The organism is Rufibacter hautae (assembly GCF_008271695.1).
In the GTDB taxonomy this organism is placed as follows: Bacteria; Bacteroidota; Bacteroidia; order Cytophagales; family Hymenobacteraceae; genus Nibribacter; species Nibribacter hautae.
On record NZ_VKKY01000002.1, the window covers coordinates 1,794,088 to 1,808,364 of the forward strand.

Annotated in this window: 9 protein-coding genes; all 9 read right to left on the reverse strand. The window is 50.4% G+C overall.

Annotation, left to right across the window (positions count from 1 at the left end; genetic code table 11):
- Positions 1 to 8: 8 nt before the first annotated feature.
- Entirely contained in the window at positions 9 to 3,314 is a 3,306-nt protein-coding gene (locus FOA19_RS16305) for a SusC/RagA family TonB-linked outer membrane protein (RefSeq protein WP_223808936.1), read from the reverse strand.
- Positions 3,315 to 3,467: 153 nt separating this feature from the next.
- Positions 3,468 to 4,544, reverse strand: coding sequence for a FecR family protein (locus tag FOA19_RS16310; protein ID WP_149091833.1), 1,077 nt, complete (start codon positions 4,542 to 4,544; stop codon positions 3,468 to 3,470).
- Positions 4,545 to 4,786: 242 nt separating this feature from the next.
- A complete protein-coding gene (locus FOA19_RS16315; RefSeq protein WP_149091834.1) occupies positions 4,787 to 5,455 on the reverse strand; it encodes an RNA polymerase sigma factor in 669 nt (222 codons plus the stop codon).
- Positions 5,456 to 5,801: 346 nt separating this feature from the next.
- Positions 5,802 to 7,055, reverse strand: coding sequence for a DUF4185 domain-containing protein (locus tag FOA19_RS16320; protein WP_149091835.1), 1,254 nt, complete (start codon positions 7,053 to 7,055; stop codon positions 5,802 to 5,804).
- Between the two features lie 83 nt (positions 7,056 to 7,138).
- The gene (locus FOA19_RS16325) at positions 7,139 to 8,542 is read right to left on the reverse strand and encodes a sialate O-acetylesterase (RefSeq protein ID WP_190300433.1); all 1,404 of its coding nucleotides are present in this window, start codon (positions 8,540 to 8,542) and stop codon (positions 7,139 to 7,141) included.
- Between the two features lie 294 nt (positions 8,543 to 8,836).
- Entirely contained in the window at positions 8,837 to 10,069 is a 1,233-nt protein-coding gene (locus FOA19_RS16330; RefSeq protein ID WP_149091837.1) for a DUF4185 domain-containing protein, read from the reverse strand.
- 121 nt (positions 10,070 to 10,190) lie between these two features.
- Positions 10,191 to 11,006, reverse strand: a complete 816-nt coding sequence (locus tag FOA19_RS16335; RefSeq protein WP_149091838.1) for a hypothetical protein — start codon at positions 11,004 to 11,006, stop codon at positions 10,191 to 10,193.
- A gap of 134 nt (positions 11,007 to 11,140) precedes the next feature.
- Positions 11,141 to 12,535, reverse strand: coding sequence for a sugar porter family MFS transporter (locus FOA19_RS16340; RefSeq protein WP_149091839.1), 1,395 nt, complete (start codon positions 12,533 to 12,535; stop codon positions 11,141 to 11,143).
- A 7-nt stretch (positions 12,536 to 12,542) separates the two neighbouring features.
- Complete coding sequence (locus FOA19_RS16345) at positions 12,543 to 14,210, reverse strand: class I mannose-6-phosphate isomerase (protein WP_223808937.1); 1,668 nt, start codon at positions 14,208 to 14,210, stop codon at positions 12,543 to 12,545.
- Positions 14,211 to 14,277: the final 67 nt, after the last annotated feature.

Genomic DNA, 14,277 nt, shown 5'->3' on the forward strand with positions numbered 1-14,277 from the left:
CTGTTTAATTAGAAGGTGACATCTAGACCAAAACCATAGTAGACAGGCGTAGGATAAGCTCTTCCACTGTTTGCCCCAGAATTGCTCAGGTTGTTGTTGAACTCAGTGACTTCCGGATCTATGAATTTCAACTTGGAGAGCGTGTACAGGTTTTGCCCGGAGAAATAGGCCCTCATGGACTTCATACCTATTTTACCGATCAGCGAGGTTGGCAGGGTATAGCCAATCTGCAGGTTCTTCAGTCTCACATAAGAAGCGTCATAGATGTACATATCTGAACCCCTCCGGAAGTTGTTCTCGGTTGATTGGCTGCCGCTGGCCGAAAGCCGCGGGTACCGGGCGTCTGGGTTCTGTGGAGTCCAGAAATCAAGCTGGTGCTGGTACATCACCTGAGAGTAATTAAAGTGGAAAGGCTCCACCAACTCGCCTCTCAGGAAGGTGCTCCGCTGCCCTACTCCCTGGAAGAAAACGTTCAGGTCAAATCCTTTGAACCTCAGGTTATAGGTAGCCCCAAACGTGTAGCGGGGAAAAGGATTACCCAGGACAAACTTGTCGTTTTCATCTATGATGTTATCCCCGTTCACGTCAACATACCGGTTGTCACCCGGAGACACGTTGAGCCCTGGTGGTTTAGGGCCTCTTTCTATTTCATCAAGGTTCTGAAAATAGCCGTCTCTTTTGAGACCAACATACGACCTGAAGGGCAAGCCCTCTCTTAGAATCACCTGCATCTCATCTGCTCCTGTCAAAGCCTCTTTTCCTTCAAAATAGAGCACCTTGTTTTTGGAGTCTCCCAGGTTGAAAGAAAAAGAGTGGTCAAAACTGCCATGGGAAACACGGTAGTTCAGGTTGACCTCCCAACCTTTGTTCTCTACCTTACCGGCGTTATAAGTAGGAAGCGAAGTTCCATATACCCCTGGTACACTAGGCGGGATTAGGATATCACTGGTAACCTTATTGAAGTAGTCCAAAGACAGGGTTAAAGCGTTATTCAGGAAACTAGCATCTACCCCGGCGTTGAAAGTCGCGGCTTTCTCCCACCGTAAGTCTGGGTTGGCAAACGAAAAGCCTGTGCCGCCTACGGGTGAATTGTTAAATCCATAGGCATTTTGGTAGGTAAAGTAGGTAGTCATGAACTGGTAGTCCCCTACGCTCTGGTTCCCCAAAACCCCGTAAGACGCCCGTAGTTTCAGATCACCTAGATTGTCGCGGTAACCCGACAGGAAGCTCTCCTCCGTGATTCGGTAACCTGCGGATACCGAAGGGAAAAAGCCCCATCTGTTAGTTCTGTTGAATTTGGAAGATCCGTCTACCCTGAAGCTGAATTCACCGTAGTATTTGTCTCTGAAAGAGTATGAGGCTCTCCCGAAAAGGGAGTTCAAGCTTGTTTCATTGGCTCTTTGGTTTGAGTTATAGGAATCTGGGCTTACGATGGTTCCAGACACCGGAGTGCCTAATTCAGGATCTGTATAAGTTTTGAATAATCCGCTGCTTCTACTGGTGTACGATTCATTGGAGATACCTACCAGCACATTGGTGGTATGGTCTACTGAGAACGTTTTGTTGAACTCGGCTAAGAGCTGGGTATTGAGGGAAAGGTTCTTACTGTTTTCATCATTCGTATTCCGGTTGGCGCCCGAAGTTCCGTTAGGGAAATAGTCTACCTGCATGGATCTGGCAAAAAGTTGGTTTGAAACCAGGCTCCCGCCAAATACCCCTCTCAGTTTAAAAGACTCCACTATCTCAAACTCCGCATTGATGTTCCCGAAAATATTATCGTTGTTATACTTCCGGTAACCACCTTTCTCCAACACGCCCAAGGGGTTGAATTCAGAAAGAACATCATTGGTCAAGTAGCGGCCTTGTTCATCTTTCAGTTGATAATAAGTAGGCACTCTACCCGCATCCACAATGAGGGTTTGGGTAGAAGAAGAATGGTCTTTGATCTGGCTGCGGGTATAGGCCAAGATGCTGGTCAATTTCAGCTTACCGTAATCACTGGTTAGGTTAAGGCGGTAGTTGTACCTTGAGTGGCCGTAGTTTGGTCCTACCAGGTTACTCCGCTGGTCAGCCATACCCGCAGAGACCAGGAAAGTAGAGGTCTCGCTGCCGCCTGACAAGGTTAGATTATGGTTTTGTTGAACAGCATCCTGTAGGATTGTATTCAGGAACCATTCATTGTCGCCCTGCTCCTGGAATCTTCTGATGTCCTCAGCTCCGTAGATGGGAGGCAAGCCTGCATTCACGGTCGCTTGGCTTCTAAGGATGGCGTTCTCATACCCTTTTACCGGTTTGTATAAAACCTTAGGCTCCTGGATACCAACTAAGGCATTGTAAGTCACCGTTGGGCGGGTATTTTTCTTCCCCTTCTTGGTGGTAATAAGTATGACCCCATTGGCAGCCCTTGAACCATAAATAGCGGCACTCCCTGCATCCTTCAGAACAGAAACGCTTTCAATATCATTCGGATTTAACAGGTTGATATCTCCCCCTACTATTCCGTCAATCACCACCAAAGGACTGTTGTTCCCCAGGGTGCTGATACCCCGGATGTTGATGCTGGCGGACTGGCCGGGTTCATAACTGGTCTGTTGGATGATGAGGTTGGGAGAGGCCCCCTGTAAAGCCTGGGTGGCGGTCATGGCGGGCTTTCCCTCAATCACGGCAGAAGTCACCTGGTCCACGGCTCCCACCACGCTGGTGCGCTGCTGCGTTCCATATCCCACCACCACTACTTCCCCCAGAGCCTGGTCATCTGCCTCCAGGGTGATATTAATAGAGGTTCTATTGCTTATGGGTACTTCCTGCGTTTTGAACCCGATGTAGGAAAAGACGAGTACCCCCGTTTCAAGCCCGGTTGGTAATTTGAGGGAATAGCGTCCCTCCACATCGGTGGTTACCCCAATGCCAGCCACTCCTTTCACCACTACGGTCACCCCGGGCAAGCCAGTGCCTTGCGCGTCTTTCACTTCCCCAGTGATAGTGATGTCCGCCTTAACCTTGGTATTTTCCAGCAGGGTGGTTTTGGGGCGGGCGTTCTGGGGCGTGGCAGGAATGATGATATAGGTATTCTTATCCACCTTCTCCGCACTGAGGTTATGCGGCTTCAAGATCCTTTCCATGTCCTGGGTTAAATTGCCGCTGATGGGTTTCAGGACACTCTCCTCGGCTTTAATTCTGGAAAGCAGCTCACTGTCATAGTTGAGGTTAACCTTATAGTAGTTACCCAACTCTTTTATCACTTTGGAAAGCGATACGGTTTTTTGCTCCATTACCATATAGCGACCAGAAGGAGCCTTTACGGAAGCAGTCATTGCTTGCCCAGACACCTGCATTGCTACACATATAAGGAAAGGAGTGAGCATTTTTTGTTTGCTAAAAGGTTTTACCATACGGACATGAGATTTAGGTATAATGTTTTTAAAAGGTCTATTCTGTTGTTTTGAGCACTGGAGCCGAAGGAGATTTCAACTAATTTCCAGCTGATTGCCTTTTTGGGATATTTTAAGATTAAATAACTTCTCAAGCGTGATGATGAGTACCTCCACTTTGTCATGGGGCACTGAACCTGTATACCGTCTGTTCGCAAGCGCTTCATTGGTAAAGGTTACCTTAAAGCCATATACATCCTCCAGAACCCGCGCTACTTCTGAAAGCGGGGCATCTGCGAACATGAGTTTGTTGTGTTGGAAAGCACTATAGATCTCTGGGTTTTGAACCATCCGCTTCACCAGCTTTGCTTTTCCGCTTGTCTCAGAAGAATAGGCGGTTAACTCACCTGGGCTGAGCGTCTCTTTTGCCAACGTTTCTTTAAAATACCCCAGAAACCCTTCATCGGTCACGGAGAAGTTCACCTTTCCCTCGTTCAGGACCACTTTGGTGTCGTGGGGCCTTTGGGTGGCGGTGAACTCGGTGCCAATCACTTCAATGGCCACATTCTCAGCCAACTTCACCTTGAATTTCTGGTCGTTTTGCTGGTGGGTGACCTTAAAGAAAGCCTCCCCGGTAAGCGTTACTTCTCTGGGGTAGTCTAAATTCCAGGGCTTCTTATAGCTTAAAGAAGAATTCCCGTTCAACGTCACTTCTGAGTTATCCGGCAACAGAACCTTTTTCACCTCGCCATAAGGCGTCGCATACCGGATCGTCTCTCCTTGGGTCTGATGCAGGAAGTAATACAAGGCTACACTGAAAAGGACAAAGGCAGCAAAACTGGCCGCTATCCTATAAATAACTCTCCATCCCGCAGGACGAAGGGGGTGGATGGTTTCAGGTGTTCTGTCAAGGTCTGCATCTGGTTGCGTCTGTATCCGGCTTTGGATCTGGCTCCAAACCTCAGCTTTCTCAGAGGGTGCCCATTGGGTGCCTGTAGTGTGCCCCATGGCCAAGACCAAAGCCTTAGCTTGCCCTACAAGTTTAGACTGATCAGGATGAGCGTTGAGGTAGGTTTGCCAGTAGGCTGCAGCGTTTCCATCTCTGCCTAGAACCCAATCGCAGAAGCTAGGGTCTAATACAAAATCGTGCAGCGTCTGGTAATTTTCCTCCATCTGGTGTGCCTGGGCTATAGTTCTAAATAGTAAAAGGAGATTTGACCTCTAAGTGACCCACCGAATGCGATAATTTTTTACATATTTCTTAAAAATGACTTTGAAACGCATTTTACAATTTGAGAAACTCCTTAAAATCAGCAAATCCATTGAAATAGTGGCAACCACGCACCTATCTCAATGGATCGTAAAATTGAACCGGTACTCAGGAAAGTGGGAGTATGCTTAGACTAGCCTCTAGCTTATAGAAAGAATTTTGCCCCACTCAGCACAATCAAACTAGCGAGTACATCAAATTGCAACTTATAGTTAGGGAATGATAAAACAGAAGCGGTGGCAGTAGACGGAGTGGAACTGTAGAAGCTTTTCTGGAGAATGTCTATGGCTCTATAAATCAGTTTGTAAACGGCCCTAGGCGTGATCTCCAGCAAGGTGGCGATGTCAGTGAATTCCATGTTCTGGTAAAACCGGAGATAAATTGCCTCCCGTTGACGCTCTGAAAGGTTACCCATCGCTTTTGCCAAATGCTGGTGTAAAATGTTTTCATCTTCCACCTGAATCAAGGTATCTTCCGAAGAGTATTCTTTCTCGTTCTTGGTTAGGGTATGCATCTGATCGGTGGACAGGGTACTTCCTTCTTTCACCTTGAGCGCAATCTGCCTTCTTACCGAGCGCAACAGATAATATTTGATGGAGGTAGTTGGCCCCAGCAGATGACGTCGGTTCCAGATGTTCACGAACAGGTCCTGCAAACAGTCTTTTACCAACTCCCCATCGTGGTGCAGCCGACAACCATAGTGAAAAAGGGTATCAGAAAAATGAGCAAATATCTGTGAAAAAGCTTCCTCATCACCTGCCCTCATCCTATCCCATAGGTCAGCCTCCCCTTCCAATAATTGCGCTTTTCCCATTTATTGAACTGTTTTCCTGTAATTATATGAAAACTTTACAAAAAATTAACTTTATAAGCCTTTATATTTTAACAGGAGCTTTCATTTAAATGGGTTAGCTATAACCATGATGGCAGAACCCCTCTTTTTGGCATAAAGTAGAAGAGCGACTCTTTCGTTTTCTGGTACACTTTCTAAGGCACCACCGTGAGGTTAAAGTTTGAGTTTAGGGTAAGAATAATCGCGAGCACCTTTCACTCACTTTTTCAAGATTCAAGGCATAATCAAGTCTGATCCAACTACACTCCGCAAGGCATTATCCCACTTCCATTGTATGATAGTTCTTATGAGAGCATGATAGATACTTTCAATACTTCACAGAGATAAACCTTGGCCGGAGGTGATGCGGGTGCTTATGGATATCGGCGATGAAATCAAAGGAGTTGACGTTGTAGCTGATCAATAGCTCCCCAGGTTTGGATAGGTGCGGATGGGCTTTGGCGTTGTAGGTGTAGAAATCCAGGTCTTCATAGACCTCGGGGGTTTCGAAGATCTTTTTGGCGGGCTGGAAAGGTCCGGCAGGGGTTTGCCCCGTCTGGATAGCGACGGTAGGCGAATTGGTGTCTAACTGGTACGAAGCCAGCACCCGGCCGTCTTCCATGAAACTCACACCCATCTCATTGGACACCCGGCTGGTCAGCGCGGCGGCTTTATGCACATCAGTGCCCCAGGAGCTTCCGTCCCAGTAGCGCCATTGGCTGAAATCCTCGAATGCTTTGTCTTGTACCCGGGCCACCAGAAGTTCTTTCTTATCGCCTCGTACGCCATAGACATAAATGTAGCCATCAGGTTTGGGCGCTTTGGCACCTACGGTATTGGCCAGCACGGCTACCCCAAACACCACTTTCCCTTTGCCGTTGCTGTCCTTGAAAAACAAAGGCGTATCCATTTGCCGGTGGTTGGTGAAGGGCGGCCGACTTCCTTTGGGCACCGCGATCAGGGAAACGCCAACATCTTCAAACGGGTACACGCCCCCGGGTAAACTCTTGATCCGGTAAGCTAAAATGTAAATGGTGCTGTCTTTCTGATGGTTGAAGAACCCGTCTCCTAGCCAATAATAATCCCCCGGCTGGGCCTTGGGGGTGTGGGGCTCAAACATGGAGGCGGCTTTGCCCTTCTCGTCTTTCCGCCAATGAAATTTGATTTTCTTCGGGTCTGGAGTGCTACCCTGCAAGTAGCCCACCGAGTTGTGCACCATCTGCCAATCGGCTTGCAGTGAGTCGCCTTTGATGTCCCCGATGATGGTATCACTGAACCACAGGAACGTTTCAGTGGAAGCAGTGGCTTGGCCTGACTTTTCTACTCCATTGAGAGCTACGCAGTAGATTCCGTCTGCCCCCAACCAGCCCGAGTTGTGCATCAGCATCTGCTCCCACTGCGGAACAGAGGTGGCTTTCACTTGCCGGACATTGCTTACAGCGGATGGAGCATTCTTCTCCGAAGACTCGGCCGCCATACTCTTGTTCTGCTGACAACCGCCAGCCAGCATAGCCATGGCAGTGAACGGAACCAATCTAAAAACCATCCATTTTCTTCTGCGGAGGTGGGCACTACTTTTCATTTGTTTTTGAGATTTTAAGCCGAAAACACAAACCGAGGCCCCACCAAAGGAGGGCTTGAACACAGAAAAATCACGCTACGGATTTACTCCTCCCAAGTATCGGTGCGAAAAGGCATGGCGGGTAAACCTTCTTTGTTCCCGAAGTTGGTCATGGGATAATTAGTAAAAGCATACCTAACGGCCACCGGCTTCTTCACCTTCTCTGAAGACAGCAGTACCTGATCCTTCACGATGGATGCCTCTGCCGGGTAGAAAATTTTGTCCTCGCCAGCGAGGTAGAAGTGCCTGGGCTTTTGCCCGTCTGAAGTGGTGAGGCCTGTACCCAGGCTTTGAGGCAGAAAAGAGACCATCACTTTCTTTCCCCTCACCTTATACTCCCTGAACTTGGGCCCCAAATACACCACCTCTGGTTGGGCATAATTTTTCGCCAATGCAATTTTGGCCAGGCGCAAACCCACGTCTTTTTTGTTGCGCGGATGGATGTCGTTCACCTCCCCGATATTCATGGTGACGGCCATTCCGGTGTTCTTCACCTGCAACATAGCGTCCTGGGCTTCGCGTAGCTTGGCGTAATACGTGGCCGTGGAGTCTTTTTCTTCCCAATTGTAGGGCGTGACCTGCACGTAATAAAAGGGCAAATCACCTTGGTTGAAATCTTTGCGCCAACCCTCCACCATGGCGGTGCACAGGCGCGTGTAGGCGCTTCCGTCTTTCTTGTTGGACTCGCCCTGGTACCACAAAAAACCTCTCACGGAAAGATCTTTTAAGGGATGAATCATGGCGTTGTACAGCAAGGTGGGCCGGGCCAACACCTCAAACAGTTTTTCAAGGGTTTTGATGGAATCAAGGCTTTCCTGCGCCTGCGGGCTGAGGTCATAAGGCGTCAGGTACTTCGCTTTCACCTCAGGGTCACTTTCCAACGCCTCCCTACTGGTCCAGGCCTGGCAAGCAGATCCGCCTACCGAGGACACCACCAACCCAATGGGCACCTGTAGTTTTTGCAGTAACTCGCGCCCGTAAAAATAAGCGACCCCGCTGAAGTCTCCGGCGGTTTGCGGCGAGCAGACCAACCAGGTACCTTTCGCATTTTCCTGGGGTGTTTTCTTGAAATTGTTCTCAATGTTAATCAGCCGGATGGCGGGATACGCGGCCGCTGCTATTTCCTTTTCATAGTCCAGCACGCCCCTGAGCCAAGGCAGCGCCGGTTTCAGTTCCATGTCCATGTTAGACTGGCCGCTGCAGAGCCACACCTCCCCTATCAGGATATTAGATAAGGTGAGGCTTTCCTTTTTACAAGAAACAGTGATGGTGTGGGCCGAAAAGTCACCGGGTTTCACTTCAGGAACGGGCACCTGCCCTTTCCATCTGCCGGAAACGTCTGCCACAACTTGCACCGGCGAAATGTTCCAATCTACCGCAAGCGTGATAGTATCTCCTGCCGAAGCGGTGCCCCACATGGTAAAAGGCTTGCCTTGCTGGACCACCATATTGCTTTGAAGCACCGTAGCCACCGTGAATTTTAACTCCGTTTTAAAAATTGGATGCCCAAATGAACAAACCCGTGACCCCTGGTACCCACACACGCCTGCCCATGAAACGATTGTTCCACTTAAGCAAAGCAGGACCAGAAGTAGAACTTTGACGCTTTTCATGGGTGAGGTTCAGGAATGCTTTAGAAGAATGCTGAACGTTTTGGAGCTATTTTTTACAAATCGGCTTTAAAAAAGAATCAGGAAAAGAAAAGGTGGTTTTACTTAGCTTCTTTGATTTTACTCAGCAAACTACAAAAGCTTCACTTTAATGAACCTTGGGCGATACAGGTTGGGGTGTACCAGAATGTCTTTGAAGAAGTCAAAGGAGTTGACGTTGTAGCTGATGAGCATCTCGCCGGGTTCTGACAAATTGGAATGCACCTTGGCATTATACACGATGAAGTCTTTGTCCATTTTGATGTCTTCTGAGCAGTCCCAGATTTTGATGATCGGGCCGAAGGGACCTTGGGGTTTAAGACTCAGACGGAGGCCTACGTTGTTCCCGATGCCATCGGTTTGGAACACCATGGCATAGCGGCCGTCAGGCAGTGGGGTCACGCTTAACTCGTTGGAGGCTCGGTCGGTGATGTTGGCCAGTTTAGCGAGGTCAGGGTTCCAGGTGGTGCCATCCCAGTAGCGCCACTTGCTGAAGTCTTCAATCTCACCGGGTAATACCCGCGCCACGATCACGTTTTTGGCTTTTCCGCGCACGCCGTACACATACACGTAGCCATCGGGCTGCGGGGCGCCGGCTTCTTTGGTGTTCACGAAAATAGCCCCGCCCAGCGACCCGTAATCGTCTGGGGCACTGCCCGGCAAAAAGAATGGCGTGTCCAGTTGGCGCTGGTTTTTGAAGGGAGGTTTGCTTCCGGCCGGGATCACGATCAAGGCATTGCCCACTTCCTGAAAGCCAAATACCTGCGCCCCGGTATCGCGCACGCGGTACCCGAAGATGTAGGTGTCATTATTTTTGGCGGTATTCACAAAGCCATCGCCTAGCCAATAGTATTCGCCCGGTTTGGCTGCCGGCGTTTGGGGGATGAAGTTGGCCCGGTGCTTTCCGGCTTCGTCTTTGTCCCAGTAGAAGGTGATGTTTTCTGGCGCGGGCTTGTTCCCTTTAATGATGGCCACCGAGTTGTTGATCATCTTGTACCCCGGACTCAGCTTCCCGTCTTTGATATCCCCGATCATGGTATCACTGAAAAGCAGCATGGTCTCGGTGTTTCTTCCGGCCCCGGCCGAGTCTACCCCGTTTTTAGGGATCGCGAAGATTCCATCGGCGCCAAACCAACCGGAGTTCCGCTTGAAAAGCGCTGTCCATTCGGGGGCCTCCGCCACTGTAAACTTCAGGGTGGTGATGTCGGTGTTCACCGGTTTCTTTTGGGGCTTCCCGTCGGTGTCGCCTTTGTCTGAAGAGCAGGTAAGCAGCGATAGACAGACAAAAAAAGCAGTGTTCTTAAAGAAGCTATTTCTAAGAATCATAGGTCGGTTTGGGAAAAGAAAGCAGGACTGTTTGGTAAACCATCAGCAGAAATGTAAAAAGAAGCCCTTTGCCTTTTCGGGCTTGTTTTCAAAAAACAAGCACGAAAAGGCATTTGAGTACTTATTGTTTAGGGCTGGCATCAAAGGTGTACACAAACGTTTCTTTGTCTGTGTAAGGAGGTCCGAATACGGATAAGTCCAGGGTGATTTCCATTACCAGGCGGTCCTTGGTCAGGGATTTCACGGTGTAGGTTTCGGTGGTCACTTTAGAAGGATCAAACACCGAGGCATAGGTCTGGGTGAAGGTTTTCTCGTCATCGCTCAAAGACCAGGTGGTGTAGGTATTGAATCCGTCAAAGACACAAGGCTTGGAGCCGTAGTTCACGGCCATGGTTCCGTTCTCGTTGTACACGAAAGAATCATCGGTCTCACAATCCTCAATGTCTTCTACGTCTGGGTTGGGCGTGGTGTGCATCTTGGACTTCAGGTTCCAGCGGTAGGAATACAGGATCTGCTCGCCCGAGGCCGTGGTGTTCACGGTCAATACCTTCTCCCCTACTTTGCCGTTGTTGTCTTCGGCCCGGAACGTGAACCCCACCAACTTGTCTACTTCACCTGGCGCGTGGGTGTAGGTGAAGTTGTAGGTATAATCGGTCTGGCCGGTAGACGGAAGCTGCACGGTCTGCACCCCGCCAGTTCCGTAGGTATTGTCGTTCTGGAGGTTGACCTGTTTAGTGATTCTGAGCGCCTTCAGACCTCCGGGCACCTTGATGGAGACGGCTACCTCCACGGGTTGCCCGGTTTTACCAGATACCTCTTCTTTTGACAAGGTCAGTACCGGCGCATCGGGCGTGGATTCATCGTCTGAACAGGAAGTCCAGAAGGTCATAGCCACCAAGGCCAGACAGGAAAAAAGGAAGGAAGAAATCTTTTTCATATGCATATGATTTAAGGTTTAAAGGATAGGCGAACGGGTAAGCAGGTACATTCTTGGTATGAGCAACTGGTGTTGTGGGTTCTGTTTAGGGCCTATTTTTCTAAAAACAGGTCAAAAGCAGCGCCACTGGCAGGTCACCGAGCTACCAAAGGGTCAGGTTTGAGTTTTTCCGGCTGGCCCGCGGTCCAGGATTTTTCAATTTCCTCCAGGGTTCTTCCTTTGGTCTCGGGCACCAGGGTCCAGACAAACACAAAGGTCAGGACAGACATGGCCATGAAAATCCAGAAGGTGTAGGCGCTCCCGATAGAATCCAACAGGATGGGGAAAAACTGCGAGACGAAATACACGGCCACCCATAGCGCGCCCAGGCAAATGGACATGGCCCGGCCGCGGGTGCGGTTCGGGAAAATCTCGGCAATGATCACAAAGGCCAAGGGCCCCAGTGACACCGCAAAGAAGGCGATGTACGCCAAAATAAAGACCAGCACGATGTACCCTTTCACCATATCCAGGTAAAAGGCGCCCCCAATGATGAGCAGGCAGACAGCCATGCCTGCCGAGCCCGCCAGCAACAAGCCTTTGCGGCCCCAATTGTCTACATACTTGATGGCGACGATGGTGAACAGCAGGTTCACGGCGCCCACCAGAATGGTCTGGAGCAAAGCAGAATCAGAGCCGTCACCGGTGGATTTAAAAATCTCCGGGGCATAATACATGATGGCGTTGATGCCCGTCACCTGCGAGAGAATGGCCAAAACCACCCCAATGAAAAGGGCTTTCCGGAGACCCGGTTTGAAGAGTTCCCCCACGGTGCCCGATTCCTCGGAGAGGGTGTTCATGATCTGCTTCAGTTCCAATTGGGCTTCTCTTTCGCCGTTAATCTTGGTAAGAATCGCCAGCGGCTCCTCCACATACCCTTTCTTGGCGAGCCACCGGGGGCTTTCGGGCACAAAAAATAACAGCACCATGAAAATGAGCGAAGGAATGATCCCCGACCCAAACATCCAGCGCCAGCCTGTGGTGATGTTCCAGGTCTCGTCATACAAGCCGGCAATGCCCGCGTTCACGAAGTAGATGAGCAGGATGCCGGATACAATTCCCAGTTGATTCAAAGAGACCAACCGTCCCCGGATAGCGGCCGGCGCGATCTCGGTGATGTACATGGGGGCCAAAATGGAGGCAATACCGATGCCCAGCCCTCCGATCAGCCGGAAAATAACAAACCAAGTCAGGTCTGGGGGCATAGCCGTTCCTATGGAGGAAACTGCAAACAAAATGGCCGACAACATGAGCACTTTTTTGCGCCCGATTCTGTCACTGAGCGCCCCGCTAAAGGCCGCCCCGATCATGCAGCCCAGAATGGCGCAGGAGGCAATCCACCCCATCATGGCCGAGGACAGATCATAGTTGAGCTGCAAAAACCCGATGGCCCCGGCAATCACGGCCGTATCATACCCGAAGAGCAACCCACCCACGGCGGCCACCAGGGTGATGCGGTACACAAACCAGTTACTTCCTGCCTTTTCCATACACGGCTTAATTTTGGTTGAAGGAGTATTTTGCGTTAAAATCAGGCGGCGTGCGCACGTAGGCTTTCAGGGTTGCGCACTCCTTACCCATGCCTTCTCCGTGCGGCCGTATGGAGTAAGCCCCCACCGAGGCGGGCACAATAAAGGTCTCGGCGTAATGAATGATAAAAGGTTCAAAGGCTTGGGTGGGGCTTTCCACAATGGCTTCGGTGCCTTCAATTAGGTTCAGAACATTCACGATGCCTTGGGTGTGGTGCGGTACTTCTTTGGTGAACCAGTGCCGGCGGGTTTCAATAAAGGAGCCTTCATGCAGGCCGGTTCTTTCTTCGCGCCAGCCATCGCCTTGGCCCACTGGCTCCACCTTGTTCAGGATGTTTTCCTGCGTCCATTGGGTGGTGCGGTCCCACTGAATCACGTTTTTGCCGTGTTCCAGCGAAATAGGCCGCGGTTTCCCGTCCAGGCCCATCCGCCCCCAATCCCAAAGTTTGAAGGTGAAGATGTAGGGCGTGGCACTTATCTCCAGCACCACGCTGTTGGCGCCCGAGCAATGCACCGTACCAGCCGGAATGAGCACATGGTCGTGCTTTTTGATGGGCCATTTCTCCACGTGGTTCTCGGCCTCAAAGTACTGGCCCTGGGTTTGCGCGGCTTCCAGTTCATGGATCATGCGCTCGGGCACCACGTCTTCTTTCATACCCAGGTACACAAAGGCATCGTCTTTGGCATCCAGCATGTAGTAGCTTTCATCTTGGGTGTAGGGCATCCCGAATTTCTCCTGGATGTACTCGGTGAGCGGGTGCACCTGCAGGCTGAGATTACCCCCTTCCATGGTATCCAGGAAATCGAACCGAATGGGAAACTCATCGCCGAAAGCCTCAAACACCTCTTCGCCCAGCAGTTCTTTAGGGTGCGAAAACACCAGGTCTAGCGAAGGTATTTCCAGCACGTTTTCGCCAAAACGATATAAAAGGCTGTTCTCCTCGGGCACACAGTCAAAGCCCCAGGCGAAGTTCTGTTCTGAGCGGTCCAGGTCACAGACGTCTTTCAGCCACTGGCCTCCCCACGGTCCGGGGTCAAAGAAAGGCACCACCCTGAAAGGCCGGGTGAGGGTGTGTTGCAGGGCATCATGTAAAGCCGCTCCTGTAATTAGTTTGGGAACATCGGGCTGGGTGGTATCCAATACATAATCCCACTTTGCCATCAGGGTCTTTTTATGCCGGTCACACACCCGCCAATCCACAAAGAAGGCTCTTTTGTAGAGGTAAGAGAAGGATTCCGCTTCATTGGCTACCCCCAAATTCCCTACCTTGTTTCTCCTGAACCGCAACTGAATTTCCCAACGGGGCATATCGGCGTAAATCAAAAGATCGGCCTCAGGAGCTATGAGGCTGGCGCCCGTTCCAACTACCAACAACACTCCCTGAAGGGCTTGCTGGATTTCGGTTCTGGCGGTTTCCAATTTCTGGGCATCCTGGAAATCAGTTAAGTGCAAAGGGGCCATGTACCCGAAAACCGGATCATCGGTCACGTATTCTTCCACCAACTCATCAATCTGTCTTTCAGATTTGAAGGCGGTAGAGGCGCGGAGGATAGCAACCGGTTGTAAAGTCTGTGCCAAGCCTAAAATGACCTCTTCGATTTCTACGCCGTGGTAACACTCTACTACTACCACCATTTTTTGCTTGGTTGCATCCGCTGCCCTTTGGCTGATTTCTTGACCAATGTTTTCCCACCCTGCCACA